The sequence below is a fragment of the Amycolatopsis sp. NPDC006131 genome (assembly GCF_040614175.1).
In the GTDB taxonomy this organism is placed as follows: Bacteria; Actinomycetota; Actinomycetes; order Mycobacteriales; family Pseudonocardiaceae; genus Amycolatopsis_E; species Amycolatopsis_E tucumanensis.
Genome location: NZ_JBEXTX010000006.1, coordinates 24,869 through 49,367, shown reverse-complemented (window position 1 = coordinate 49,367; position 24,499 = coordinate 24,869). Strand labels below are relative to the sequence as shown.

Genomic DNA, 24,499 nt, shown 5'->3' with positions numbered 1-24,499 from the left:
TCCACCAATTCTCTCACCTGGTCGTTTCTCGTGGTCGCGCCGTGGTCACCGCGAAGCCGATGATCCACTCGGGGACCGGTTGGTAGAACGAAGACTCGGTCCGGTAAGGACCTGCGGTTTGCAGCGCGGCGTGGGCCGCGATCCACGAACGCACTTCGTGGATCGAACTGCCGCCCTGTTTGCCGAGCCACTCGACGCTCATCGCGTCGAACCAGGGCAGGTCGCCCTTCTCGAACTGCCGGAGGATCTGCTCGTCGAGATCAGGGTTCAGTGGCAGCAGCGGGGACTCACCGCGCGCGAAGGCCTGGCCGGCCTGGAACACCGCCTCCTCGCGCGCCTCCTGCTCAGCCGGCGTCCGGCGTTTGTCCACGATGTACGCGACATCTTCCGGTGGCGACTGGCGCAGCCGCGGGACCGGCACATCGTGTGACAAGCCGCCCGAGCCGACGAGCAGGACCTTCTGATCCAGGTTCCGGACGAACTCGCCCACCGCCGCGCCGAGGCGCCTGATCCGGCGCAGAGGTCCCAGCGGCTCGGCGACCGAGTTGATGAAGACAGGGATCACGGGTTTGGCCGCGCTCGAGCCGAACAAATTTTCCAGCGGCTGGGCGATGCCGTGATCGACGACCATCTTCTCCGACATGGCCACGTCGAGATCCGCCGCCAGCAGGTGGACGACCAGATCGTCGGCGAGTGCCTGTGGCACGTCGAGCTCACCGGGACTGGTGTTGTAGTCACCGATGGCCGTAGCCGACAACCCGACGCAGAACGGTGGCATGAGTTCATACCGGAAGCCCTGGTAGTGGTCAGGGCCGAAGATGACGACGAGGTCCGGGTCGAAGGCTTCCACGAACTGCCTGGCGTCGCGGAGAGCGCCGTCGACCCGCTGCACGACCGACTCGCCCGGGTCGCCCGACCCCAGCAACGGCGTGTGCGACATGCAGCACAAGGCCAGCTCGGACGTCACGACTACACCTTCAGGGAGCGCAGAGCCGGCACCACGTGCTCGCCGAACAACTGGTAGGAGCGCATCGTCTGCTCCTTGGTGAGGGTGCCGAACGACCCCCAGTTGAGGAAGTTCCCGCAGCCGATGTGCTCCATCTGGCTCACGATCTGGTCGCGGACGGTCTCCGGCCTCCCCACGCAGATCGCCCCGATGTCGATGAGAGCGTCGAACGACACGTCCTCCCCGGCGAAGGGGCGGAAGAAGGACTGGTAGTGCTCGTAGCCGGCGGGCACGTTGTCGAGATCGTGGAACACAGCCGCTTCCTTGAACGCCGCGAACAGCGCGTCGAAGGCGGGCTCGGCGAGATCGCGCGCCTCCTGTTCGGAGTCCGCGATGAACACGTTGCGGCACACGCCCATGTCAGTGGGTTCGGCTTCGCGGCCGGCTTCCGCAGCCGCCTTCTTGTACTGCTCGAAAATCGTCCGCATGTTGTCGGTCGGTGAGAAGACCGAAGTGAACCGGAAGCCCTGCCGGGCCGCCCAGCTCACTGTCTGCGGGCTCAGTGCCGTGACCCAGATCGGCAGCTCGGACCGCAAGGGCCGAGGCCAGAGACTCACGTTGTCGTAGTTGTAGAACTCGCCCTTGAAGGTGAAGGTGTGTTCCTTCCAAGCGGACTGGATGAGCGCGACGGACTCCTCGAACCGGGCGCGCGTCTCCTCCATCTTGACGCCTTCGCGAATGAACTCGGGCTCGTCCACTCCACGTCCCAGGCCGACCTCGAGCCGGCCGCCGGTGAGGTAGTCGAGCATCGCGCCCTCTTCGGCAAGCCGGCGCGGGTTGTGGAACGCGGTGATGTTCGCCATCACCCCGATGTTCATCCGGCTGGTCCGCTGGGCCAGGGTCGCCACGAGCAGGTTGGGCGAGGGGCTGATGCTGTACGGCGTGAAGTGGTGCTCGGAGAAGAAGACCCCATCGAACCCCAGGTCCTCGGCGGCGACCCACGATTCCAGCTTCCAGTCGTAGAGATCCTTGCACAACCGCGGGTCGAACTTCGCGGGGTCGGGATCGTACGGGTAGCTGAAAATCTCAAAGAGCCAGGACTTGACCACTTGATTCTCCGTCCACTCTGACATTCGGCCGGTGTCCGCGTCACGGTTCACGACCGGATCCGGTGCCGATGACGTTAGGGCGGAGTGCCACGGTCCGACGAGCCGTTCTTCGCTCGAGTCTGTCCACTTTTCGCACCGGTCGCGGGCGAAGACGCGGTAGCGACGGCGCGCTACCGGAAGGTGAGGACGATCATCCCCGATCGGGTATCAGCGCAGGCCCAAGGCGACCCGGGCATCGCCCTCGGCACCGGGGCGCGGGAATTACAATTCATCCAAGTCGATGCCGAAGCCCGAGCCATCGTCGTAAGGGACTGCGTTCCAGACTGACTTGGCGGCTTTCCAAATGGCTCTGACCACTGACCAGTCCACGTCGGAGCCGGTCAGAGTGAGAGTCACCACCGCGTTCGCCGACCTGATCCGGCCGGATGGTTCTGCATCAGCGACCTCGGCGATCATCGCCGCCGCCAAGGGTGACTGCGCATGGATCTCGATGTGGCAGCCGCTGGTACCGACGGGCTCGTCAGCCCGGTCGAGTATCGCCGACACCCAGGAGTCGCCAGGCTCACGAGCACCCGGCCGAAGGTCAGCCCCCTGCTCGCGAGCCGCTGCCACCAAGGCGTCAAGCCCTCCGGCAGCGTCACTTTCACCAAATGCACAGTAGAGCCTTACCGCATGAGCCATGCCCACCCTCCGCCTCCCGGCCACTGGCAACAATTCGTACACCGAACGCCAGTGGTCCACTCTTTCCACGTCACTGTGGTCGGTCAGCCGCGGTTGCACCATGGCGGCCAGGGCGAGGAGATGCTTCAGCCGCATCAACCGGCGTATCGCGGCACGATCCAGATTTCGCCACACCGGCCCCAGCCGCTTCGCCTCGGCGATACGTTCGTCCGTTATCTCCGCCGAAATCAGCCGGAACAACCGGTCCGCGCCGAACGGTGACTCAGGCGCCGGCACGATGCCGAAGCCGTCGAGCGTCCGCGACAACGCGACTCGCCGGACGAGCACCTCGAAGGGATCGGCGAGCCGGTGAGCTTCCGTGTAGGTGAGGATCCCGTCCAGATTGCGGAGGTACCAGTCCAACTCGACCCCCGCCAGGGACCGCCGGTCAGCGGACAGAGACCGGTTCAGCTCCGCCCTGAACTCCGCCAGCACCGTCTGCACCAGACCGGACCAATGGTTCACACCCTTGTCCGCACCGGGCCGGCCACCCGATTCCCACCAGTCAAGCGCGGGCCGGATGCGACCGTGCCCGATCCCGTCCATCGGCGGATACCTCCACAGCACCAAGGGCGTGCTCACCGCCGCTCGTCTGGCGGAGAAGTGCGAGCGCCTCTTCGGAGGGAGAACCGGCCGGCGTCGTGCACACGATGAGCACCTGGTCGGGCGAACGGGCGATCGACAGCGTCTGCTGGGTCACCCTCACCGCGCCGACGACGGGGTGGTGCAGGTCGTAGGACGCGGCGTCGCAGGGTGCCACGCGGTGGTCACGCCAGAGCTCCACGAACTGCGGGCTCCGCATGGTCAGTTCGCCGATCAGCTCCGCGAGCAGCGGGTCCTGCGGGTGCTTGCCGGCGGTGATCCGCAGGTTGCCGACCACCGCGCTGGCCTTGCGCCTCCAGTCGGTGTACAGCTCCCGGCAGTGCGGGTCGAGGAACAGCATCCGGGTCATGTTCGGCCGTCGCGCCGGGTCGTCCGGGCTGTCGAAGGCCAGGTGGCCGGCCAGCAGGCTGTGCCCGAGAGCGTTCCACGCCAGCACGTCCGTGCGCCTGCCGAGCACCAGCGCCGGGACGCCGTCCACGGCGCGCAGCAGGTCCCGCGTCTCATCAGCGAGCTTCTCGGGCCGGGGACGGCGTGCTCGCGGGGCGCGGCGGGCGGCCTCGGCGAGCCGGACGAGGTGCTCGCGCTCGTGGTCGTCGAGCCCCAGGGCGGAAGCGATCGCCTCGAGCACTTCGGCCGAGGCCCCGCGGGACAGGCCCTGCTCCAACCTGGTGTAGTACGACACGCTGACCCCCGCCAGCCGCGCCAGTTCCTCACGCCGCAACCCGGCCACCCGCCTGCGGGGTCCGACGTCGCGCAGACCGACGTCCTCCGGTCGCAGCAGCGCCCGCCGGGCCTGCAGGAAATCGCCGAGTGGGCCGGGTCCGTCCATGCACCCAGTATCCAGCGCACGGCCGGTCCCAGCCACACCCTGCGAGGGGTAGGACAACGCGGGAGTGGTCCGCACCCGCCCGCGTTCCCAGACTCGGCGTCATGGAGCACAACCCCGAACAGATCGCGCTCGGCGAGGTCACCGTCACCCGCATCAAGGAGTTCTACGGTCCGGGCGAGATGAGCCCGGACCAATTCTTCCCGGACAGTCCGGACGGCGCGTGGGACGAGCACCGCGACTGGCTGGTGCCCGACTTCTGGGACCCCGAAACCGGCCAGTGCCGGTCGGCGATCCAGTCCTGGCTGCTGCGCAGCGAGGGGCGCACGATCCTCGTCGACACCGGTGTGGGCAACCACAAGGACCGGCCGTACGCCCCGGTCTGGAGCCGCCTGGACACGAGTTACCTCGACAACCTCGCCGCCGCCGGAGTGCGGCCCGAGGACGTCGACCTGGTCATCAACACCCATCTGCACATCGACCACGTGGGCTGGAACACCCGGCTCGACGGCCGGGTCTGGGTACCGACCTTCCCCAACGCCACATACCTGATGCCGAAGCGGGACTTCGACTTCTGGAATCCCGCCAACGACAACGAAACCGTGTTCGGCCGGGGGAACCAGAACGTCTTCGAGGACAGCGTCACGCCGGTCCACGAAGCCGGCCTGACCCGGCTGTGGGACGGCTCCTACCGGATCGACAAGAACCTCAGGCTCGACCTCGCTCCCGGGCACACCCCCGGCTCGTCCGTGCTCGTTCTGGAGTCCGGCGGCGACCGGGCCCTGTTCGTCGGGGATCTGGTGCACACCCCGCTGCAGATTCCGGAGCCGGACACCAACTCCTGCTTCTGCGAGGACCCGGCCGAATCCCGGGCCACCCGGCACAAGCTGCTCGGCCACGCCGCCGAGACCAACGCGCTCGTGTTCCCCGCGCACTTCGCCGGCGCGGGCGCCGCCGAGGTCGAGCGCGACGGATCGAAGTTCGCGATCAAGGAGTGGGCGGCCTTCTCCCGCATCCGCTGACTCGCCTGGAAAGGAAGCGTTTTCCATGACCTGCAACGCCCATCTCGTGGTCGAAACCCCGGCGGGCGCCGTGCGCGGCGTCCGCGACGACTCCGGTGAGTTCTACCGTGCCATCCCCTACGCGGCAGCACCGATCGGCGCCCACCGGTTCGCCGCGCCCGAGCCACACCCGGGCTGGCCGGGCGTCCGCGACGGCACGCGGCCCTCGCCCACAGCGCCCCAGCCCGCCCGCGACTTCGGCGAGCTCGACATGACCCCGTACTTCGGGCCGGGCTGGATCCGGGGCGAGGAGTACCTGACCGTCGACGTCCGCACACCCGCCGCGGACGGTGGCAAGCGACCCGTCCTGGTCTTCGTGCACGGCGGCGGATTCGTCACCGGCTCGACCCGCGCCGCGCTCTACGACGGCCGCGCGTTCGCCCGCGACGGCATCGTCCTCGTGACGGTGAACTACCGCCTCGGCATCCCCGGGTTCCTCGACCTGGAAGGCGCGCCGGCCAACCGCGGCCTGCTCGACGTGCTCGCCGCGCTCGGCTGGGTGCACGCCACCATCGCGGCATTCGGTGGTGACCCGGACAACGTCACGATCTGCGGCCAGTCCGCGGGCGCCACGCTCGTCGGGGCGCTGCTCGCGACACCGGAGGCGGGCGGCCTCTTCCGGCGGACGATCATGCAGAGCGGCAGCGGAACCGGCGCCTTCACCCCGGAACAGGCGCGACGCGTCACCGCCGCGGCCGCTGCCGCGCTGGGTGCCGAACCGACCGCCGAGGCGTTCGCCGCGATCCCGGACGAGCGTTTCGTGGAGATCCTGCCCGCGTTGGCCGGACTCGACCTGCGCACCAGCACCGCCACGGACCCGCTGGCCGGCCTCAGCCAGTTCAGCGTCGTCCGCGCGGTGCAGCCCGCCGACGCCCTCGCCGACGGTCCGGCCCGCGACGTCGACCTGCTGATCGGCACCAACACCGAAGAAGGCCGCCTCTACCTCGTGCCGCAGGGCATCCTGGAGACCACCACGGAGGCGGACGTGCGCGCCCTCGCCGCGCAGGTGCACCCGGACCCGGAGACGGCGCTCGCCGCACTACCGGACGCGTCCCCGGGCGAACTGCGCTCGGCACTGCTCGGGGAGGCCCTGTTCGGGGCCGGGACGCAACGCTTGGCGCAGGCCCATGCGCGGCTTTCGGGCGGCCGCACCCACGTCTACTCGTTCGGGTACCGTTCGACCGCCCTGAATGGACGGCTCGGCGCCGCCCACACCGTCGAGTTGCCGTTCGTCTTCGACATCGCCGACGAGCCGTGGCTGCACGGTGACACCGGCCTGCTCGGCCCGGCCCCCGTCCCGGACGGCCTCGCCAACCGGATGCACGCCGCCTGGGTCTCCTTCGCCCGGACCGGGGACCCGGGCTGGGCGGCCTACGACCCGCGACGACCGGCGGTGGAGACGCTCGGCACCGCGCGGTGAGGGTCAGGCGGGGCTGGCGACGGGGAAGGTGACCCGGACCGTGGTGCCCTGCCCAGGCGCCGAGGTGACGTCGACCGTGCCGCCGTGTGCGGTCACGATTCCCTCGACGATGGCCAGGCCCAGCCCGGACGAGCCGCCGCCGTCGCGGCTGCGGCTGGGGTCGGCCCGGTAGAAGCGCTCGAACACGTGCTGCAGGTGCTCCGGCGCGATCCCGTCGCCCTCGTCCCGCACCGCGATCAGCACGTCGCGCTCACGGGCGCTGACCGTGACGGTGACGGGCGTGCCGGGCCGGGTGTGCTGCACCGCGTTGCCGACGAGGTTGCGCAGCACCTGCTGGACGCGGGGGCCGTCGCCGTCGACGATCGCTTCCGCCGGCCCCTCCAGGGTGATCTTCCGGTCGGTGCTGACGATCCTGGCGTCGTCCACCACCTCGGCGGCCAGCTCGACCACGTCCACCGGCGCGCGGTTCAGCGGCTGGGCCGCGTCGAGCCGGGCCAGCAGTGCCAGCTCGTCGACGAGCAGCCGCATCCGGCCCACCTCGGCCTGCATCCGCGCCATGGCGTGGTCGAGCTCGTCGCGATCGCGCAGGCCGCCCTGGACGTACAGGTCGATCCAGCCGTGCATGGTCGTCAGCGGTGTGCGCAGTTCGTGGCTGGCGTCCGCGACGAAGCTCCGCAGCCGGTCCTGGGCCCGCTGCTGGGCGTCGTACGCCTTCTGCAGCCTGGCGCTGAGCACGGCGGCGCGCGGGCCGGCGAGCAGCGCGACGAGGGCGGGCCGCCACCGGGAGCGCCAGTTCACCGCTGCTCCGCACGCAGGCTGTACCCGAAGCCCCGCACGGTGCGGATCAGCGACGGGCCACCGAAGTCGATCTTGCGGCGCAGGTTGGAGACGAACCGCTCGACCACGCCCGCGTCGCCGCCGAAGTCGTACTGCCAGACGTGGTCCAGGATCTGCGCCTTGGACACCACCCGCCCCGAGTTGATCATCAGGTAACGCAACAGCCGGAACTCGGTCGGTGACAGCTCGACGGGGCGCCCGCCCCTGGTCACCAGGTGCCTCGATTCGTCCACCACCAGGTCGCCACACGACAACACACCGTCCGGCGCCGCGGACGGCACGCGACGGGCACGCCGCAGCAGCGCCTCCAGCCGCGCGGCTACCTCCACCACGTCGAACGGCTTGGTGAGGTAGTCGTCGCCGCCCATGCGCAGCCCGCGCACCCGGTCGTCCAGCTCGTCGCGCGCGGTCAGGAACATCACCGGCACGTCGACGCCCCGCGAGCGCAGCAGCTGCAGCAGGTCGAACCCGTCCGTGCCGGGCAGCATCACGTCCAGCACGATCACGTCCGGTGGGCGCGCCTCGATCGCGGCCAGTGCGGCCGGTACGTCGGCGGCGGCCTCGACCTCGAAGCCGGCGAACCGCAGCGCGGACAACAGCAGCTCCCGCAAGCCCGGGTCGTCGTCCACCACGAGAACCTTGTCCACGTTGCCCATCACACCACGTCCCGCGTGGCTGCCGCGAACCTGACGGTTCGCTGAGGGTTGCCTGACGGTTGGTCCGCACCACTGGTGCCACCGGCGCGGCCGGTCCTAACGTTCCTGCCGGCACACCGGAAAACAGTGGGGAGAAATGGAAATGCCGACACGTCGTGGATTTCTTGCCGGCACGGCAGCGCTGGGCGGCGCGGCACTGGTCGCTCCGGCGAAGGCGGAGGGGATTCCGCTCGGTCAGGCGCCGGATCCGGTCACGATCCGGCCGGGTGATCCCCGCTACGAAGACCTCGTGCTGCGCCGGACGAGCGAGCGGTTCTTCCCGCGTCCCGGTTCCTTCCGCCTGCCCACCACCACCGAGCAGGTCGTGCGGGCGGTCGCGGACGCGACGCGCGAGGGCAAACGGGTGACCGTGCGAAGCGGTGGGCACTGCTACGAGAACTTCGTCGGCGACGGCGCGGAGGTGATCATCGACATGTCCGCGATGCGGCAGGTCACGTTCGACCGGCGGCGCAACGCCTTCACGATCGAGCCGGGCGCGACCCTGTGGGAGGTGTTCGAGCGGCTCTACCTCGGCTGGGGTGTCACGATCCCCGGCGGCCAGTGCGGCGGTGTGGCCGCGGGCGGGCACATCCAGGGTGGCGGTTACGGGCCGCTGTCCCGGAGTCTCGGGTCCGTCGTGGATTACCTGTACGCGGTGGAAGTCGTGGTGGTGGACCGGTCCGGACGGGCACGCCCGGTGGTCGCGACCCGTGAGCAGGACGACGAGAACCGGGACCTGTGGTGGGCGCACACCGGTGGTGGCGGCGGGAACTTCGGCGTGGTCACCCGGTACTGGATGCGCTCGCCCGGCGCGACCGGTGACGATCCCGCCCGCCTCCTGCCGAAACCACCCGCGGTGACACTCGGCGCGACGATCGGGTGGCGCTGGCAGGACACCACCGAGGAGTCGTTCCACCGGCTGCTGCGCAACTACGGCGAATGGCACGAGCGCCACAGCGCACCCGGCTCCCCCTACGCCAGCCTCTTCAGCCCGATGCTGATCACCCGGCGCAACACCGGCGCCGACCCCGGCGCGTTCGTCATGGTGGCCACAATGGACGGAACGCTGCCCGACGCGGACCGGCTGCTGAGTGAATACGTGCAGGAGATCACCGCGGGAGTCCAGGGCACGATCACGGTGGAGCCGCCGCACCGGCTGCCGTGGCTGGCGGCGGTGAAGGCCGGATCGCTCAGCCAGGAAGACGAATCCGGGATGTTCAAAGCGAAAGCCGCCTACCTGCGCAAGCGGTTCACCGACGCGCAGATCGGCACCGCCTACCGCTACCTGACGAGCACGGACCACCACAACGAGCGGGCGGTCCTGCTGCTGGTGCCCTACGGCGGCAAGGTCAACACCGTCGCGCCGGACGCGACCGCGCTGGCCCAGCGGGACAGCATCGTGAAGGCGATCTACACCGTCACCTGGACCGACCCGGACGGCGAGCAGGCGAACCTGGACTGGATCCGGCGCTGGTACCGCGCGATGTACCAGGACACCGGAGGGGTGCCGGTGCCGGGCAGCGTGACCGACGGCCCGTACATCAACTACCCGGACGTCGACACCACCGACCCGGAGTGGAACAGGTCCGGAGTCCCCTGGCACACCCTGTACTACAAGGACAACTACCGGAGGCTCCAGCAGGTCAAGGCACGCTGGGACCCGCGGGACGTGTTCCACCACGCCATGTCGGTCAGGCTGCCGGACCAGGCTGTGTCCGGCTGAGGCCCCGCCAATTACGGCCCACGAGGTTCGAACTTCCCGGGAGCGGGATCCGCCCACATCTTCCGCCGCTCGTCCAGAAAGCCCCGCACCAGGCCGAAGAACAGGTTCAGGCTCTCCTCGTCCACGTCGCCTCGTCTGGATTCGCCTGGATGCCGGCCGATCATCCTGGTCACCAGCGACATCCAGGTCTGGTTCTCCCCGCCCGCTCCCTTGGCCGCGAGCCACTTCCCGAATCCCTCCAGGAAGGTGAATTCCGTCGCGGCGTCGAAACCGCCGACGAACATCATCGCGTGCTCCAGAGTGGCGATGCCGTACATGCCGGGCCGCCGCATCACGTCGGCCAGCCGGCTGGCGTTGTCCATCACTCAGCCTCCCGATACGAACCTACCGGGATTCAGCCTCACTGTCCGCGATCGCTCGCGGAGCAGCGAGGCGCTCCCGGCATTACCGAAGTCTGACGTGTGCGCCGCGGCGGCTGGGCGGCTGCCGAGACGCCCCTAGGGTGGCCGCCATGCGGGTTCTTCTCACCGGGGGTGCCGGTTTCATCGGTTCGTGCGTTGCCGATCTCCTGGCCGCCGAGGGGCATGACGTTCTGGTGCTCGACGACCTCCTTCCCCAGGCGCACGACAGCGACACGGTGCCGGCCTACCTCGCGGGGCATCGGTTCGTCCGGGGCACCCTCGCCGACGCCGAAATCGTGCGTGATCTCCTGGACGGGGTGGACGCCGTGTGTCATCAGGCGGCCGTCGTGGGGCATGGGCTCGATCCGGCGGACGCTCCGCTCTACGCGTGGCACAACGACTACGGCACCGCGGTGCTGCTGGCCCAGATGCACACCGCCGGGGTCGGGCGGCTGGTGCTGGCCTCCTCGATGGTCGTCTACGGCGAGGGGCGCTACCGGTGCCCGGCTCACGGCCTGGTCGATCCCGCCGCTCGCACACCGGCAGCGCTCGACGCCGGCCGGTTCGAGCCGCCTTGTCCGCGCTGCGGGGCCGACCTCGAACCGCTCCTCGTGCCGGAGGACGCGCCCCTGCGGCCGCGCAGCACGTACGCCGCCACGAAGCTCGCGCAGGAACACCTGGCCGCCGCCTGGGCGCGGCAGACCGGCGGCAGCGTGTGGGCCCTGCGCTACCACAACGTGTACGGGCCCCGGATGCCGCGCGACACCCCGTACGCCGGCGTCGCGGCGTTGTTCCGCTCCGCGCTGGAACGCGGTGAAGCGCCGACCGTCCTCGAAGACGGGCGGCAGCGGCGGGACTTCGTGCACGTCGAGGACGTCGCCGACGCGAACCTGCGCGCGCTGACCACTCCGGGCGCGCCGGGCGAGCTGACTCCGGTCAACGTCTGCTCCGGCACCCCGCACACCGTCGGCGAGCTGGCCACCGAGCTGGCCCGGGCCTTCGGCGGTCCGCCCCCGGTGGTGGCCGGGGGCGCGCGGCCCGCCGACGTCCGGCACGTCGTGGCCGACCCGGCCCGCGCGCGCGACCTGCTGGGGTTCACCGCGAAGATCCCGTTCGCCGAGGGGATCGCGTCCTTCGCCGCCGCGCCGCTGCGTGCCTGAAGTCAGTGCGCGGCGAGCGGGAGGCGGACCTCGAACCGGCAGCCCGCGCCGTGGTTGCGCACCCCGATCCGGCCGTGGTGCGCCTCCACCAGCCCCTTCGTGATCGCGAGCCCGAGCCCGGCGCCGGTCGCGCCGGACGGGTCCGGGGTGCGGGCCGCCGTGCCGCGGAAGGCGACGTCGAACACCCGGGCCAGCTCGTCGTCCGGGATGCCGCCGCACCCGTCGTCCACGGCGAGGAGCGCGTCGCTGCCCTCGACGGCCACCCGCACGGACACCGTGCCGTCCGGGGGCGTGTGCCGGATCGCGTTGGAGACCAGGTTCTGCACGATCCGCGCCAGCTCCGGGTCGCTGCCGAACACGACCGGCCACGACGCGGACTCGGCGCGCACGCACACCTGCTTCCGTCGCGCGATCGGCGCCTGCGTCGCGACCGCGTCGCTCACGACGTCGCGCAGCGGCACCGCGGACATCGACAGCCGCAGCGCGCCGGCCGTGATGCGGGACAGCTCGAACAGGTCGGTCACCATGCCGGAGAGCCGTTCGCTCTCGCCGCTGATCCGCTGCGCGTAACCGGCGACCTCGCGCTGGTCGGAGACGATGCCGTCGGCCAGCGCCTCGGCCATCGCCCGGATCCCGGCCAGCGGGCTGCGCAGGTCGTGGCTGATCCACGCCACCAGGTCGCGCCGCGCGGCCTCGGCCATCCGCTCACGCTCGCGCGCCTCGCGCTCCCACACCGTGCGCCGCGCGATGGTGCGGCCCAGCACGATCGCGGCGGGCACGGTGACCAGCCCGACGAGCAGGCACACCAGCATCATCGTGGTCATCGCCGGGGTGAACATGAAACCGCTGACGCCGAGCACGCCGGTCAGCGTCGCCAGCACCGGGATCAGCACGAGCACCGTCAGCGTGGTGGCGAGCGAACGGCGCCGCAGGACGTACAGGACCAGCCCGCCGGCGAGCGCGACCGGCAGGGCGAACAGCAGCGCCACCGGCAGGATGTGCCAGGCGTGCAGGAGCATGTCCCGCCACGGTTCGGTGGGTTCGATCATGGCCGCACCGGGTCGTAGCGGTAGCCGACACCCCACACGGTCGCGATCCGGGTGGGCTTGGCCGGGTCGTCCTCGATCTTCTCGCGCAACCGGCGCACGTGGACGGTCACGGTGGACTGGTCGCCGAAGTTCCAGCCCCACACCTTCTCCAGCAGCTCCTCGCGGGAGAACGCGGTGCCGGGCTGGGCGAGGAAGAACGCGAGCAGGTCGAACTCGCGGGTGGTCAGGGACAGCGGCCGCCCGTCGAGGGTCGCCTGGTGTGCGCTGAGCCGCAGCCGCAGCCCGCCGTCGGTGAGCAGGTCGGGCGCGGGTTCGCGCGCCGGCAGCCGCGCCCGCCGCAGCACCGACATCACCCGCAGCGCGAGTTCGCGCGGGCTGAACGGTTTCGTCACGTAGTCGTCGGCGCCCAGGCGCAGGCCGGCGATGCGGTCCTCCTCCTCGCCGAGCGCGGTCAGCAGGACCACCGGCACCGCGGTGCGTTCCCGCATCCGGCGGCACACTTCCAGGCCGCTCATGCCGGGCATCATCACGTCGAGCACGACCAGGTCGGGTTCGCGCCCGGCGAAGCGGCGCAGCGCCTCGTCGCCGTTCCCGGCGAGTTCGACGGTGAATCCGCCCGCTTCGAGGTACCGCCGCACGACGTCGCGCACCGTCTCGTCGTCGTCCACGACGAGGATGTGGCCTGTTCCAGTCACGTCCGCCCTACCAGTACGTCAGCACGAGGTGGTTCACCGCGAGCGCCGTGACGGCCTGGCCGGCCAGCCAGACCCGGCGCCGGCCCGGCAGCAGCGACACCGCGGGCACCAGCCACACCAGGAATGGTAGCCAGATCCGCTCGGTCTCGGCCTTGGACAACCCGGACAGATCCGCCAGCACGACGGCCAGCGCCGCGGCGGCGACCAGCAGCAGCACCGGGTCGCGCCACCGCCGGACCAGCACCGCGCGCCGCACCCCGGCGACCACCGCGGGCCCGGACGCGATCACCAGGCACGCCAGGTTCGCCCACACCCAGTAGGCGTACGGCCGCTCGGCGGCGATGCCCTGGTAATACCGCTCGACGACGAGGTGGTAGCCGTCAAGCCACCAGAACCCGGCGAGCGCGAACACACCGGTGACAGCCAGCGCGCCGGCCAGCGCCAGCGGCAACGCGCGGGTGACGCTCCGCCCGGCGACCGCCACCGCGAGCGCGACCACCCCGAGCAGGACGAGCCCGTAGGACAGGAAGATCCCGAACCCCAGCACCACGCCACCGGACAACGCGGCCGGGACCGCCGAACGCCGCCCGGTCCGGAAGGCCGGCGTCGCGTGCGCGAGCAGGGCGATGCCCACCGCGGTGACCCCGGCGAACAGCCCGTCCGCGGAGGCGCCGATCCACACCGCACCCGGGAAGAGCACCAGGAACGGCAGGGTCGCGCGCGCCGCGTCGGCCCGGCCCAGCGCGGACAGCGTCACCGCGACCGCGGGCACGACGAGGCACCCGGCGAGCACGCACACCACGGCGGCCCATCCCCCGCCGGACAGGCCGAGGCGGTCGAGCCACACGAACACCAGGGTCGCGCCCGGCGGGTGCCCGGACACGTGGGTGGTCCACGAGTCCGGCTGGAAGTCGAGGATCCGCGCGGTGAACCCGCGCAGCATGGCCGGAATGTCCTGGATGCCCGGCACCTCGCGCAGGTACTCGTTGGGGTTGGTCAGGCGCCCGGCGAGGCCGCGTTGCCAGCCGTCGACGAGCGCGAGCGCGAACGTCCAGGCCAGCGCCGCGAGGTAGGACCCGGCCAGCAGCGGCCGCCACGCCGTCGTCCGCGCGAGCGACGGCCCCCAGCCGACCACCGCGAACGCCACCATGACGGCGAGCACCGTGCCCGGTCCGGCGTGCGGCGACCAGACCCCGAACAGCGGCGCGGCCGGTGCGAGGAGGGTGACCCCGGAACCGGGCCGGTTGAGGTAGGCGCCGACCGCGACGGCCACCGCGACCAGCGCGCACGCGCACACCACGGTCACCAGGTCTGCCCGGCGGCCGCTGCGCTCCGGCGCCCGCACCGCGTCCACCCGCACCTCTGTCCCCTTCCGCGCCGGCTTCGCGCACCGTAGCCCGTCGCGCGCGCCGACGGCGACGGTCGCGCCGATCCGTCAGGAGTCGGTAAGAATTGTCAAGGCGTCATGATTCGGTAAGGGCGGCAACGGTTCTCAACTCTCCACCGTGGACATACCGTCCGGTGTCGTGGATGTGATCCTGCCCTGTCTCGACGAAGCCGGTTCCCTGCCCGGCGTGCTGTCGGCGCTGCCGCCCGGGTGCCGGGCGATCGTGGTCGACAACGGCTCGACCGACGGCTCGGCCGAGGTCGCCGCCGCCGCGGGCGCCAAGGTGGTCAGCGAACCGCGCCGCGGCTACGGCGCGGCCGTGCACACCGGTCTGGAGCACGCGACCAGCGACCTCGTCGCCGTCCTGGACGCCGACGGCTCGCTCGACCCCGCCGCGCTGACCGTGCTCGCCGGGGTGGTCGAGCGCGGTGAGGCGGACCTGGCGGCCGGGCGGCGCCGTCCGGTTCCCGGCGCCTGGCCGTGGCACGCCCGCGTGGCCAACGCCGTGTTGTCGGCGCTGCTGCGGCTGCAGGGCGTGTCGGTGCACGACATCGCGCCGGTCCGCGTGGCCCGCCGGGAAGCGCTGCTCGGGCTCGGCGTGACCGACCGCGCGTCCGGCTATCCGCTGGAACTGCTGATCCGGGCGGGACGCGCCGGGTGGGTGGTGCGCGAGTGCGACGTGGTCTACCGGCCGCGGTCCGCGGGCCGGTCGAAGGTGTCGGGTTCGGTGCGCGGAACCGTGGGCGCGGTCCGCGACATGGCGCGGGTGCTGCTCGGATGACCGCCCGGTTCTGCCTGCTGGTGGTCGCCAAGGCGCCGGTGCCCGGGTTCGCGAAGACCCGGCTGTGCCCGCCCGCGTCGCCGGAGCAGGCCGCCGAGATCGCGGCCGCCGCGTTGCTGGACACGCTCGACGCGGTCGCCGCGACCCCCGGGGCGGTGCCCGTGGTGGCCGTGACCGGGGACTTCGCCGCGGCCGCGCGGTCGGCCGAGATCCGGCACGCGCTGGCGCGGACGACGGTCCTGGATCAGCGCGGCGGGCCCTTCGGGGAGCGGCTGGCGAACGCGCACGCCGACACCGCCGCCCGGCACCCGGGGCTGCCCGTGCTGCAGATCGGCATGGACACCCCGCAGGTCCGTCCGGAGCTGCTCGCGGCGGCGGCCGCGGACCTCACCGCGCACGAGGCGGTGCTGGGCCGCGCACCCGACGGCGGCTGGTGGGCCCTGGGCCTGCGGGACCCGGCGGCCGCCCGCGTGCTCGAAGACGTGCCCATGTCGCGATCGGACACCGGCGACCGCACGCACGCGGCCCTGTCCCAGCGTGGCGTGGTGCCGCGCGAGCTCACCGAACTGTCCGATGTGGACACGATGGCGGACGCCCGTGCGGTGGCTTCGGTGTGCGATGGCCGGTTTCCCGTCGCGGTGGCGGCGGTGACGCGGTGAGCGGGCACTTCGACAGCGCGCTCCTAGGCGGGCACTGCCGCCTGGAACTGGCCGACGGCAGCCGGATCGAGCTGCCCGCTGGGCGCTGGCTGCGCGATCCCGGCGCCGCCGACGAGCTGCTGCTCGGCCGCTGCTGGGGTCCGACCCTGGACATCGGGTGCGGTCCCGGTCGTCTCACGGCCGCGCTCGCGCGGCGGGGTGTCCCGTCGCTGGGCATCGACGTGTCCGGCACCGCGGTCCGCCTGACCCGCCGCCGGGGCGGGGTGGCGCTGCGGCGCGACGTGTTCGACCGCGTTCCCGGGGCCGGCCGGTGGCGGCACGCTCTCCTGGCGGACGGCAACATCGGCATCGGCGGTGATCCGGTGGTGTTGCTGCGGCGGGTGTTCGAGCTGCTCGGTCCCGGCGGCCGGGCGCTCGTCGAACTGGACCCGCCCGGCGCGGCCGTGCGGCGGGAGCGGGTGCGGGTCGACGGGAGCCCGTGGTTCCCGTGGGCCTGGCTGGGCGCCGACGCACTCGCCGGCGTCGCCGCGGCCGCCGCACTGGCGGTGTCGTGGACCGCGGCGCACGGCGGGCGGCACTTCGCCGAGCTCAGGCGCGCCGGCTGAGGATCAGGCGCACCCCGTAGACGAGCCCGGAAACCACGAACATGCCCAGGACCAGCCACAACCAGCGGCCGAGGTAGGGCTGCTGGTCCAGCCCGGTGGCGGCGAGGTGGGTGGCCTCGCCCTGGCGGATGATGCCGGGCAGGAACAGCAGGAAGGTCAGCCCGGCGCCGAGCAGGGGCAAGCGGACGTGGTTGACGATCCGGACGGGCAGCCGCGCCAGTGCCCGTCCAGCCACTGCGCAGAGCGGGAACAGGACGAGGTCGTGCACGACAGCGGCGCCGGCGAACCAGACCAGCATCGTCGGCAGATCCGGCTCGCCCAGCAGGAAGGATCCGGCGTAGGCGGCGAGCGCGAGGCCCGCGAGCAGGGCGATGAGCCGTTTCACGGGGCGCTCCGGAAGGCGATCGAGCGCACCCATTTCGTGCAGTGCACGCCGGGCAGCGCGGGGACGATGATCCGGGCCGGGAAGCCGTGGTCGGGGCTGAGGTCTTCGCCGTTGACCCGCAGCGCGAGCAGCGAGTCGGGATCGGTCGCCTGGCCGGAGTTGAGGGTCGCCTGGGCGAACGGTCCCCGTTCCAGCGAAGTCACCGACGCCGAGGCGGGGTGCGGGATCCCGGCGAGCGCGGCCAGGTCGCGCAGCCGCACCCCGGTCCAGGTCTGCACGGTCGACCACCCCTCGACGCAGGCGATGGGGAGGCGAGCGGTGTGCTGGGGCAGGGCGAGCAGGTCGTCGCGGGTGAGGACGCGCTCGTGCTCGCCGGTGAGGGTCAGCCGCCAGCCCGTGCCGGTGCTCTCGGCGGTGATCCCGGCCGCGACGGCGGTTCTGTTGACGGGGAACCCCTCCCCCGATTGCCTGCCGCGCGGCAGGAGCAGTGCCAGGTCCCGCAACGGGCCTCCGGTCGACTGTCCCGCGGTGAGGAGGCCGACGAGCAGGGCTCCGCCGCCGACGGTGCCGAGCAGCCCGCGGCGGCTCATGGTCGGGGGTGCGGGGTCGGCGGCGACGAGCCCGGTGTCGTCGGGTGGCTCGGGCACCGTGTCCTCACGCGAGGTGGCCAGTTCGCGGCGCAGGGAGCGGGATCCCAGCGCGCGCACCGTGGTGGGGAGTTTGAGCGCGACGTGCGTGACGAAGGAGGCGAGGAAGACCCACGCGCCGATGTAGTGCCCGGTGTAGAAGCTGAACCCGAAGACGTAGTCGTACTGGATGTTGAGGATCCCGGTGGCGAACTCGAACAACGTGCTGCCGACCAGGAGCAGCAGGGAGATCCGTTCCAGCGCGTGGGTGAGCGAGCGGACCGGTGGCCAGGCGAACAGCTTCGGGATGACCGACCACAGCTTCGCCAGCACGACCGGTGCGAGCACCAGCCCCAGGCCGACGTGCAGGCCCTGCGTCAGCTGGAACAGCCACGCCGGGCGCGTCGGCCAGTCGAACGCCGGCAGGCGCAGCCAGCCGACGTCCGCGGGAATCCCCTGTCCCGGCCCGTAGGCGGCGTGGTCCAGCAGGCCGGTGACGATCACGAGCGGCAGGCAGGCCAGCAGCACCACGCCGAGGACGGAGGTGAGCCAGGGGCCGCGCAGCGGGCTGCGGAACCGGATGTGCCGCAACACGCGCGGCGGTGGCGTTGTCACGCAGGCGATGCTAGGTCCGCGCCCGCGCCGTCCGGCCGTTCCCGGGCGTTGCGTTGAGACTCTCGTAAGATCCGCGGCCGCCCGTACCCGGCCCGCACCGGAACCGCACACCGCGCGGGGAAGGGGCGCGGACAGTGTCAGCGGAACGTCGCCGCCACGCACGCCACGAATGCGAAGATCCTTTCGATTCGGGCCGCCTCGCCGAGGACGGCCGTCGTTGCCAGCGAATACGAAGGTGCGATGAAACACTCACGCAAACTCGCCGGGCTGACCACTGCCGGCGCCCTCGCCGTGTCCACGCTGCTGTTCGCCCCGGAAGCCGCCGCCATCGACCACGAGGTGTGGACCGCGGACGGCGACCCGGGCGGCGTCGCCTGGTTCACCGAGCACGGTGACTACGTCTACGCCTGCGACATGGAGGCGGACGGCTGGGCCGTGGGTCTCGACGTGTACTGGAACGGCGGCTCCTACACACTGAGCGCGGGCGGCAGCGGGAACTGCGACCTCGCGGACGCCAGCGAACCCGGACACAACCTGCCGGAGAACGCCTACATCAACTTCCGCGTCTACCTGCACAAGTCCGGCACGCCGTACGCCTACCAGCGCACCGCGCAGTGGTACAACGACAACTGACGCGCTCGCCGGGTCTCCGGGGCCGCGAGCGGTAGCGCCGCTCGCGGCCCACCCCGTCACTCCTCGTATCCGCTGTGCCGCCGGTCGTCCGGTGGGACAATGCAGGGATCCGGAGGGTCGCATGGGCGAGGAAGTCGGGCAGCACACCTTCACGAGGGCCGACCGCACGAGGTACCGGGCCCGGTTGCGGCGCTGCCTGGAGGCGTTCGCGCGGATGCTGAGGGAGTCGCACTTCGAGTTCGAGCGGCCGATGACCGGTTTGGAGATCGAGCTCAACCTGGTCGACGAGTGCGGCGAGCCGACGATGTGCAACGCCAGGACGCTGGAGGCCATCGCCGACCCGGACTTCCAGACCGAGCTGGGCCAATGGAACCTCGAGATCAACGTCTCGCCCCGCCGGCTCAACGGCGACGGCGCGAAGACGTTCGAGGACGACGTGCGCGCCAGCCTGAACTCCGCCGAAGCGAACGCCAACCGGATCGGCGCGCACCTGATCATGGTCGGCATCCTGCCCACCCTGCGGCAGGACCACCTGACCGGCGCGTCGCTGTCGCTGAACCCGCGGTACGCGCTGCTCAACGACCAGATCCTGGCCGAGCGGGGCGAGGACCTGCACATCGCCATCGACGGCGTCGAACGCCTGCGGGCCACGTGCGACACGATCGTGCCCGAGGCGGCGTGCACGAGCACCCAGTTCCACCTGCAGGTGAGTCTCGCGCAGTTCCCCGCCTACTGGAACGCCGCGCAGGCGATCGCCGGGGTGCAGGTCGCGGTCGGCGCGAACTCGCCGTTCCTGCTGGGCAAGCACCTGTGGGCCGAGACGCGCATCGCCCTGTTCGAGCAGGCCACGGACACCCGCCGCGAGGAGCTGAAGGCACAGGGCGTGCGGCCGCGCGTGTGGTTCGGCGAGCGGTGGATCACCTCGATCTTCGACCTGTTCGAGGAGAACGCCCGGTACTTCTCCGCACTGCTGCCGATCTGCTCCGAGGAGGACCCGTTCGAGGTGCTCGACCGGGGCGACACGCCGTCGCTACAGGAGTTGCGGCTGCACAACGGCACGATCTACCGCTGGAACCGGCCGATCTACGCGGTCACCCGCGACCGGGCGCACCTCCGGGTGGAGAACCGGGTCCTGCCCGCCGGTCCCACGGTCATCGACACGATGGCCAACGGCGCGTTCTACTTCGGACTCGCCCGCACCCTGGCCGAGGACGAGCGTCCGATCTGGACCCGGATGTCGTTCAGCGCGGCGGAGGAGAACTTCCACGCCTGCGCACGCAACGGCATCGACGCCTCGATCTACTGGCCGGGGCTGGGCACCGTCCCGGTCGCGGAACTGGTCCTGCGACGGCTGCTGCCAATGGCCGACGAGGGGCTGCGCAAGTGGGACGTCGACGCCGCCGAACGCGACCGGCTGCTGGGCGTGATCGAGCAGCGCTGCCTGACCGGCACGACCGGCGCGAGCTGGCAGCAACGACGTTTCCACCGCCTGTTCGACACGACGGGCCTCGACAGGTTCGACACGCTGCGCACCCTGGTCGGCGAGTACCGGGAGCACATGCACACGAACGAGCCGGTGCACAGCTGGCCGGATTGAGGGTCTTGGCGCCACTGACCTGTCCGACGACGAACGTCGAACGCTGAAGGGCCGGACCCGGCGGCCTGCGCCGAGGGTGGATCGAACGCCGCGCAGCGTCCAACGCTCAGTCACCGCCCTCGAACGCGACATCCGCGACTGGATCCAGCAATGGAACACCACCCCAGGCCCTGCGTCTGGACCCGCACCGCCGACCAGATCCTCGACTCCCTCGCCGCCTACTGCCGACGAACTAACCACTCAGGACACTAGCCACGATCAGGTGCCTCCAACAGCCGGAGTCGTTGCACGACGGCTTGCACTCCGTGGAGGAGGTCTTCGTCCGTCAGGTCGCCAGGGTCGCGCAGCGCGGGATCGATCACGTAGTCCTCGAGCAGGAAGAACACCTCCGCGAGCAGGCGTTCGAACGGCTCGTCGAGCAGCTGCTCCGGGCGCGGTCTCCGACGGCGCGCGGTCAGCCAGGCTCGCGCGAAATCGGGCGCCGCGATCGAGCCTTCCGCGAACGATTCCATCAGCCGCACTTGCTCGGCGAGCGCGGAGCCAGGCTCCACCTCACTCGGCGACGCCAGCACCGGCCGGGCGGGCGGTAGTCGCGTCGCCACTTCGAGCAGCTCCGGATACACCTCCGCCAGCCGCCGGGCGTCTCGGCGGAAACGCGCACGTGAGCGGTCGACGCCCCACGGCACTGCGGCGGCGAGGAACTCCGCGGTACCCGCCAGGAGGGAGTACCGCGCGTCCGTGATGAGCAAGGCCCCGTCCCGGTTGGGCACAGCGAGCAGGACCTCACCACGCACACCGAGAGGATCTACGTCGCCGAGCACCCGCGGGCGCTCATCGCCGAGGGGAAAGACGAACACCGATGCCGCACCGACCGCACGCGCGCCGTCCCGGAACCTCTCCAGCACCTGGTCGTCGGCGCCGAACGGAGTCGCGAAGGGCACGACCGCCTTGGAGTGGAGCCAAGCCGCGCTGAACCAGCGGCCATCGGCGGTCAGCAGCCGGCCGGCCTCCGGCGATTGGGCCACGGCTCAGGCACCAGACCCCAGCGCGCGGCGGGCCTCCGCTTCGCAGTCGGCGGACGTCGCCGTTGCCAGGGTGGCTCCGACCGGGCGGATGGCGGCCGCCGTCATCGACAGGCTCGTCATTCCGAGGCCGGTCAGCACGCGGGCCAGGCGGGGGTCCGCCGCCGCCTCCCCGCACACCCCGGCCGGTTTTCCGGCATCCCGCGCCGCTTCGCCGACCAGGGCCAACAGCCGGAGCAACGCCGGCTGCCACGGGTCGTTCAACGCGGCCACCGCCCCGAGCTGGCGGTCGGCGGCGAACGTGTACTGCGCGAGATCGTTGGTGCCCACCGACACGAAATCCGCCACCTCCAGGATCTCCCGCGCGGCCAGCGCCGCCGCGGGCACCTCGATCATCACCCCGGCCCGCGCGATCCCGGCGGCCCGCGCCCGCTCCGCGAACCACGCCGCCTCCGCGGCCGTCGCCACCATCGGCGCCATCACCGACACTTCCGCACCCGACTCGGCGGCCGCGGCGGCGATCGCTTCGAGCTGGCGGTCCAGCACCTCCGGCCGGGCGAACGCGACGCGCACGCCCCGCACCCCCAGCGCGGGGTTCGGTTCGGGCTCCGGGGCCAGGAACGCCAGCGGCTTGTCCGCCCCCGCGTCCAGCGTCCGCACCACCACGGGCTTCCCGGCGAACGGCGCGAGCACTGCCGCATACGCCGCACGCTGCTCGGACACCGAAGGCTCGGACGGCGCGTCCAGGTAGCAGAACTCCGTGCGGAACAAGCCGATCCCCTCGGCGCCCGCTTCCGCGGCAGCGCGGGCGTCGGCCACCGAACCGACGTTGCCGAGGATCCGGACCCGGCGCCCGTCCGCCGTCGCGCCCACCCCGTTCCACTCCGCCGCCGCCCGCCGTTCCGCGGCCACCACCGGCCCGCGCGGGTCGGCCGGCTCGACGACGCCGGTGTCGCCGTCGACGACAAGCGCCTCGGCCTCGCAGGCCAACAGGCCGCGCACCGCGACGACGGCGGGGATTCCCAGCGCCCGCGCCAGGATCGCGGTGTGGCTGGTCGGCCCGCCCTGCTCGGTCACCAGCGCCAGCACCTTCGCCGGGTCGAGCCCGGCAGTGTCGGCAGGCGCGAGATCGCGGGCGACCAGCACGCTCGGCGACGCCAGCTCCGGCACCCCAGGCGGCTCGACGCCGAGCAGTTCGGCCACGATGCGGTCCCGCACGTCCTGGATGTCCCGCACGCGCTCGGCGAGGTACCCGCCGGCGGCGGCCAGCGAGCGGGCGAACCCGTCCGCGGCCTCGTGCACCGCGCGCGGCGCGGGCACGCCTTCGACGGTGACCAGCCGCTCGGCCTCGGCGACCAGACCGGGGTCGTTCGCCATCGCCGCGGTGGTGAACAGGATGTCCGCCGCCTCGCCCTCCGCGCTGCCAGCGAGCTCCTCCAGCCGCCGTGCGACGGCCGCCGCGGCGGGCGCGATCCGCGCCGCGTCGGCCGCGGGATCGACGGGCGCCGGGGTGCGCGGGGGTTCGCCCAGCGGCTCGGCGACCCGCACCACCGGACCACTCGCGCGTCCCGGGCTCACCGCGACCCCGGACAACCTCGTTCCCAGCATGCGCAACACCTTTCAGTCGAGCAGGGCGCCGGCCAGCGACTGGTCGCAGATCAGGACGTCGAGGACCCCGGTGCGCAGCGCGCCCAGCGTGCCGCGCGCCTTCTCCGCCCCGGCCGCGACACCCGCCACCGTGGGGATGCCGGCCAGGTCGGCGAACGTCGTGCTGATCACCCGGTCGTCGACCGGCCCCGGCACCGGGCGCCCGTCGGCGTCGAAGAACCGCGCGCAGAAGTCCCCCACCGGGTGGTGTCCCTCGAACTCCGCGCGTTCCTCCGGCGTCAGCTCCATCGCCGTGAGTAGGGCCGCCGAGGACCCGACCCCGACGCTGCCGATGCCGACGACCGCCACGTGCACCTTGCGCGCCCGGTCCAAAGCGTCCCGGATGGACGGTTCGGCGAGCAGGATGTCCCGACCTGCCCGGGAAGTCAGCAACGCGGGCGCGTGCAGCAGCTGGAACCGGCCGCCGAGTCGCGCGGCCAGGTCGCGGACCAGCTCCTCGCCGCTGATCGCCGATTCCACCGACGACAGGCCGCCGACGAGCGGCAGCACCTCGACGTCGACCGCGCTTTCCTCGGGCACGTGCTGCACGACCGCCTGCAGGCTGCGGCCCCACGACACCCCGACCCGCTGTCCGGAGTGGACGTTCTCCAGCAGCCACCGCGCGCCGAGCTCACCGACGCGCGGCAGCGGCCGCTCCCCCGCGGCGTTCTCCGCGACCCGGCAGTCCCGCAACCCGAACCGCGCGGTGAGCTCGCCTTCGGTGTCCAGGTCCCGCCCGGCCGGGTCGTTGATGCGGATCTGCACGATGCCGCGCTCCCGCGCCGCGGTCAGCATCCGGGACACGCTGGAACGGCTGACGCCCAGTGTCTCGGCGATCTGGTGCTGCGACCGGCCTTCCTCGTAGTACAGCCGCGCCGCCTTGACGAGCAGCTGCTGTTCGCGGGGCGGCGGCATCAGGCGTCCGCGGTGGACACCAGCCGGGACAGCTCGGCGAGCGTCGCGTCGGCGTCGTCCCCTTCGGCGCTGATCACGACCTCCTCGCCGTGCCCGATCGCCAGGCTCAGCACCGAAAGCATGCTGCGGGCGTCGACGGGTTCGGCGCCCGGCCGCGCGATGGAGACCGGTCCGCCGTGCCGGGCCGCGGCCTTCACGAACTGGCTCGCGGGCCGGGCGTGCAGGCCGACCGGCGAGGCGATCCGGACTTTGATCTCAGGCATGTCGCTCCTTCGCGTCGGGGGTTGTGACCCGCTGGACCGGCATGTTACACACATCACTGTCAAACGTGAAGAAGCTTTGCACTTATGTGCAGACGCGTTTGGCTCAGGGGGCCGACAAG

General features: G+C 71.8%; 25 protein-coding genes and 1 pseudogene. 10 read left to right on the top strand and 16 right to left on the bottom strand.

Annotation, left to right across the window (positions count from 1 at the left end):
• Positions 1-13 precede the first annotated feature (13 nt).
• The 4 genes from ABZ215_RS05805 to ABZ215_RS05790 form a co-directional block, all read right to left on the bottom strand.
• Positions 14-967 carry a 3-carboxyethylcatechol 2,3-dioxygenase gene (locus tag ABZ215_RS05805; RefSeq protein WP_354948008.1) on the bottom strand — a complete coding sequence of 318 codons (954 nt, stop codon included), beginning with the start codon at positions 965-967 and terminating at the stop codon, positions 14-16.
• Between the two features lie 2 nt (positions 968-969).
• The gene (locus tag ABZ215_RS05800; protein WP_354708271.1) at positions 970-2,055 is read right to left on the bottom strand and encodes an LLM class flavin-dependent oxidoreductase; all 1,086 of its coding nucleotides are present in this window, start codon (positions 2,053-2,055) and stop codon (positions 970-972) included.
• 261 nt (positions 2,056-2,316) lie between these two features.
• Positions 2,317-3,321, bottom strand: coding sequence for a hypothetical protein (locus tag ABZ215_RS05795; RefSeq protein ID WP_354948006.1), 1,005 nt, complete (start codon positions 3,319-3,321; stop codon positions 2,317-2,319).
• Positions 3,281-4,207 (bottom strand): helix-turn-helix transcriptional regulator, encoded by a 927-nt coding sequence (locus tag ABZ215_RS05790; RefSeq protein ID WP_354948004.1) that lies wholly within the window; start codon positions 4,205-4,207, stop codon positions 3,281-3,283. Before ABZ215_RS05790 ends, ABZ215_RS05795 begins: the two co-directional genes overlap by 41 nt.
• A gap of 101 nt (positions 4,208-4,308) precedes the next feature.
• Here ABZ215_RS05790 and ABZ215_RS05785 point away from each other — a divergent pair, with 101 nt between their 5' ends.
• Together ABZ215_RS05785 and ABZ215_RS05780 are read left to right on the top strand one after the other, a co-directional pair.
• Positions 4,309-5,226, top strand: coding sequence for an MBL fold metallo-hydrolase (locus tag ABZ215_RS05785; protein ID WP_354948002.1), 918 nt, complete (start codon positions 4,309-4,311; stop codon positions 5,224-5,226).
• A gap of 25 nt (positions 5,227-5,251) precedes the next feature.
• Entirely contained in the window at positions 5,252-6,685 is a 1,434-nt protein-coding gene (locus ABZ215_RS05780; RefSeq protein WP_354948000.1) for a carboxylesterase family protein, read from the top strand.
• Between the two features lie 3 nt (positions 6,686-6,688).
• On the opposite strand, the gene ABZ215_RS05775 is transcribed toward ABZ215_RS05780, so the two are convergent.
• Entirely contained in the window at positions 6,689-7,483 is a 795-nt protein-coding gene (locus ABZ215_RS05775; protein ID WP_354947998.1) for a HAMP domain-containing sensor histidine kinase, read from the bottom strand.
• Positions 7,480-8,178, bottom strand: a complete 699-nt coding sequence (locus tag ABZ215_RS05770; protein WP_354947996.1) for a response regulator transcription factor — start codon at positions 8,176-8,178, stop codon at positions 7,480-7,482. The genes ABZ215_RS05775 and ABZ215_RS05770 overlap by 4 nt, the downstream gene beginning before the upstream one ends.
• A 142-nt stretch (positions 8,179-8,320) precedes the next feature.
• On the opposite strand from ABZ215_RS05770, the gene ABZ215_RS05765 reads away from it, so the two are divergent.
• Entirely contained in the window at positions 8,321-9,940 is a 1,620-nt protein-coding gene (locus tag ABZ215_RS05765; RefSeq protein WP_354947994.1) for an FAD-binding protein, read from the top strand.
• A gap of 11 nt (positions 9,941-9,951) precedes the next feature.
• On the opposite strand, the gene ABZ215_RS05760 is transcribed toward ABZ215_RS05765, so the two are convergent.
• Positions 9,952-10,302 (bottom strand): hypothetical protein, encoded by a 351-nt coding sequence (locus ABZ215_RS05760; RefSeq protein ID WP_354947992.1) that lies wholly within the window; start codon positions 10,300-10,302, stop codon positions 9,952-9,954.
• Positions 10,303-10,451: 149 nt separating this feature from the next.
• Here ABZ215_RS05760 and ABZ215_RS05755 point away from each other — a divergent pair, with 149 nt between their 5' ends.
• Complete coding sequence (locus ABZ215_RS05755) at positions 10,452-11,501, top strand: NAD-dependent epimerase/dehydratase family protein (protein WP_354947990.1); 1,050 nt, start codon at positions 10,452-10,454, stop codon at positions 11,499-11,501.
• A gap of 2 nt (positions 11,502-11,503) precedes the next feature.
• Here the strand turns inward: ABZ215_RS05755 and ABZ215_RS05750 are convergent, their stop codons facing one another.
• The 3 genes from ABZ215_RS05750 to ABZ215_RS05740 are packed head-to-tail and all read right to left on the bottom strand — an operon-like array spanning position 11,504 to position 14,605.
• The gene (locus ABZ215_RS05750; protein ID WP_354947988.1) at positions 11,504-12,550 is read right to left on the bottom strand and encodes a HAMP domain-containing sensor histidine kinase; all 1,047 of its coding nucleotides are present in this window, start codon (positions 12,548-12,550) and stop codon (positions 11,504-11,506) included.
• On the bottom strand, positions 12,547-13,245 hold the full coding sequence (locus ABZ215_RS05745; RefSeq protein ID WP_354947986.1) for a response regulator transcription factor: 699 nt from the start codon (positions 13,243-13,245) through the stop codon (positions 12,547-12,549). The genes ABZ215_RS05750 and ABZ215_RS05745 overlap by 4 nt, the downstream gene beginning before the upstream one ends.
• 7 nt (positions 13,246-13,252) lie before the next feature.
• Positions 13,253-14,605: a hypothetical protein gene (locus ABZ215_RS05740; RefSeq protein WP_354947984.1), complete on the bottom strand. Its 1,353-nt coding sequence runs from the start codon at positions 14,603-14,605 to the stop codon at positions 13,253-13,255.
• 166 nt (positions 14,606-14,771) lie between these two features.
• Between ABZ215_RS05740 and ABZ215_RS05735 the strand changes: the two genes are divergently transcribed.
• Genes ABZ215_RS05735 through ABZ215_RS05725 form a run of 3 tightly spaced genes read left to right on the top strand, consistent with a single transcriptional unit; the run spans position 14,772 to position 16,677 of the window.
• Positions 14,772-15,413 carry a glycosyltransferase family 2 protein gene (locus tag ABZ215_RS05735; RefSeq protein WP_354948173.1) on the top strand — a complete coding sequence of 214 codons (642 nt, stop codon included), beginning with the start codon at positions 14,772-14,774 and terminating at the stop codon, positions 15,411-15,413.
• Positions 15,410-16,072 carry a DUF2064 domain-containing protein gene (locus ABZ215_RS05730; RefSeq protein WP_354947982.1) on the top strand — a complete coding sequence of 221 codons (663 nt, stop codon included), beginning with the start codon at positions 15,410-15,412 and terminating at the stop codon, positions 16,070-16,072. The genes ABZ215_RS05735 and ABZ215_RS05730 overlap by 4 nt, the downstream gene beginning before the upstream one ends.
• The gene (locus ABZ215_RS05725; RefSeq protein WP_237339292.1) at positions 16,069-16,677 is read left to right on the top strand and encodes a class I SAM-dependent methyltransferase; all 609 of its coding nucleotides are present in this window, start codon (positions 16,069-16,071) and stop codon (positions 16,675-16,677) included. Before ABZ215_RS05730 ends, ABZ215_RS05725 begins: the two co-directional genes overlap by 4 nt.
• On the opposite strand, the gene ABZ215_RS05720 is transcribed toward ABZ215_RS05725, so the two are convergent.
• Both ABZ215_RS05720 and ABZ215_RS05715 read right to left on the bottom strand, forming a co-directional pair.
• Positions 16,661-17,062 carry a hypothetical protein gene (locus ABZ215_RS05720; protein ID WP_354947979.1) on the bottom strand — a complete coding sequence of 134 codons (402 nt, stop codon included), beginning with the start codon at positions 17,060-17,062 and terminating at the stop codon, positions 16,661-16,663. The genes ABZ215_RS05725 and ABZ215_RS05720 overlap by 17 nt on opposite strands.
• Positions 17,059-18,303 (bottom strand): molybdopterin-dependent oxidoreductase, encoded by a 1,245-nt coding sequence (locus ABZ215_RS05715; protein WP_354947977.1) that lies wholly within the window; start codon positions 18,301-18,303, stop codon positions 17,059-17,061. Before ABZ215_RS05715 ends, ABZ215_RS05720 begins: the two co-directional genes overlap by 4 nt.
• 240 nt (positions 18,304-18,543) lie before the next feature.
• Between ABZ215_RS05715 and ABZ215_RS05710 the strand changes: the two genes are divergently transcribed.
• From ABZ215_RS05710 to ABZ215_RS05700, 3 genes and pseudogenes are all read left to right on the top strand, one after another.
• A complete protein-coding gene (locus ABZ215_RS05710; RefSeq protein ID WP_354708259.1) occupies positions 18,544-18,936 on the top strand; it encodes a hypothetical protein in 393 nt (130 codons plus the stop codon).
• A gap of 121 nt (positions 18,937-19,057) precedes the next feature.
• Positions 19,058-20,533: a glutamate--cysteine ligase gene (locus ABZ215_RS05705; protein ID WP_354947975.1), complete on the top strand. Its 1,476-nt coding sequence runs from the start codon at positions 19,058-19,060 to the stop codon at positions 20,531-20,533.
• Positions 20,534-20,660: 127 nt separating this feature from the next.
• Positions 20,661-20,785: pseudogene (locus tag ABZ215_RS05700) on the top strand (IS630 family transposase); the annotation flags it as partial.
• Here ABZ215_RS05700 and ABZ215_RS05695 read toward each other — a convergent pair.
• From ABZ215_RS05695 to ABZ215_RS05680, 4 genes are read right to left on the bottom strand one after another with little or no spacing between them, the layout of a single operon-like run.
• Entirely contained in the window at positions 20,782-21,558 is a 777-nt protein-coding gene (locus ABZ215_RS05695) for a colicin immunity domain-containing protein (RefSeq protein WP_354947973.1), read from the bottom strand. The pseudogene ABZ215_RS05700 and the gene ABZ215_RS05695 sit on opposite strands and share 4 nt — an antisense overlap.
• Before the next feature lie 3 nt (positions 21,559-21,561).
• Positions 21,562-23,163 (bottom strand): phosphoenolpyruvate--protein phosphotransferase, encoded by a 1,602-nt coding sequence (gene ptsP, locus ABZ215_RS05690; protein ID WP_354947971.1) that lies wholly within the window; start codon positions 23,161-23,163, stop codon positions 21,562-21,564.
• Positions 23,164-23,175: 12 nt separating this feature from the next.
• Entirely contained in the window at positions 23,176-24,117 is a 942-nt protein-coding gene (locus ABZ215_RS05685) for a sugar-binding transcriptional regulator (RefSeq protein WP_354708255.1), read from the bottom strand.
• Positions 24,117-24,380, bottom strand: a complete 264-nt coding sequence (locus tag ABZ215_RS05680) for an HPr family phosphocarrier protein (RefSeq protein ID WP_020418593.1) — start codon at positions 24,378-24,380, stop codon at positions 24,117-24,119. The genes ABZ215_RS05685 and ABZ215_RS05680 overlap by 1 nt, the downstream gene beginning before the upstream one ends.
• Positions 24,381-24,499 lie beyond the last annotated feature (119 nt).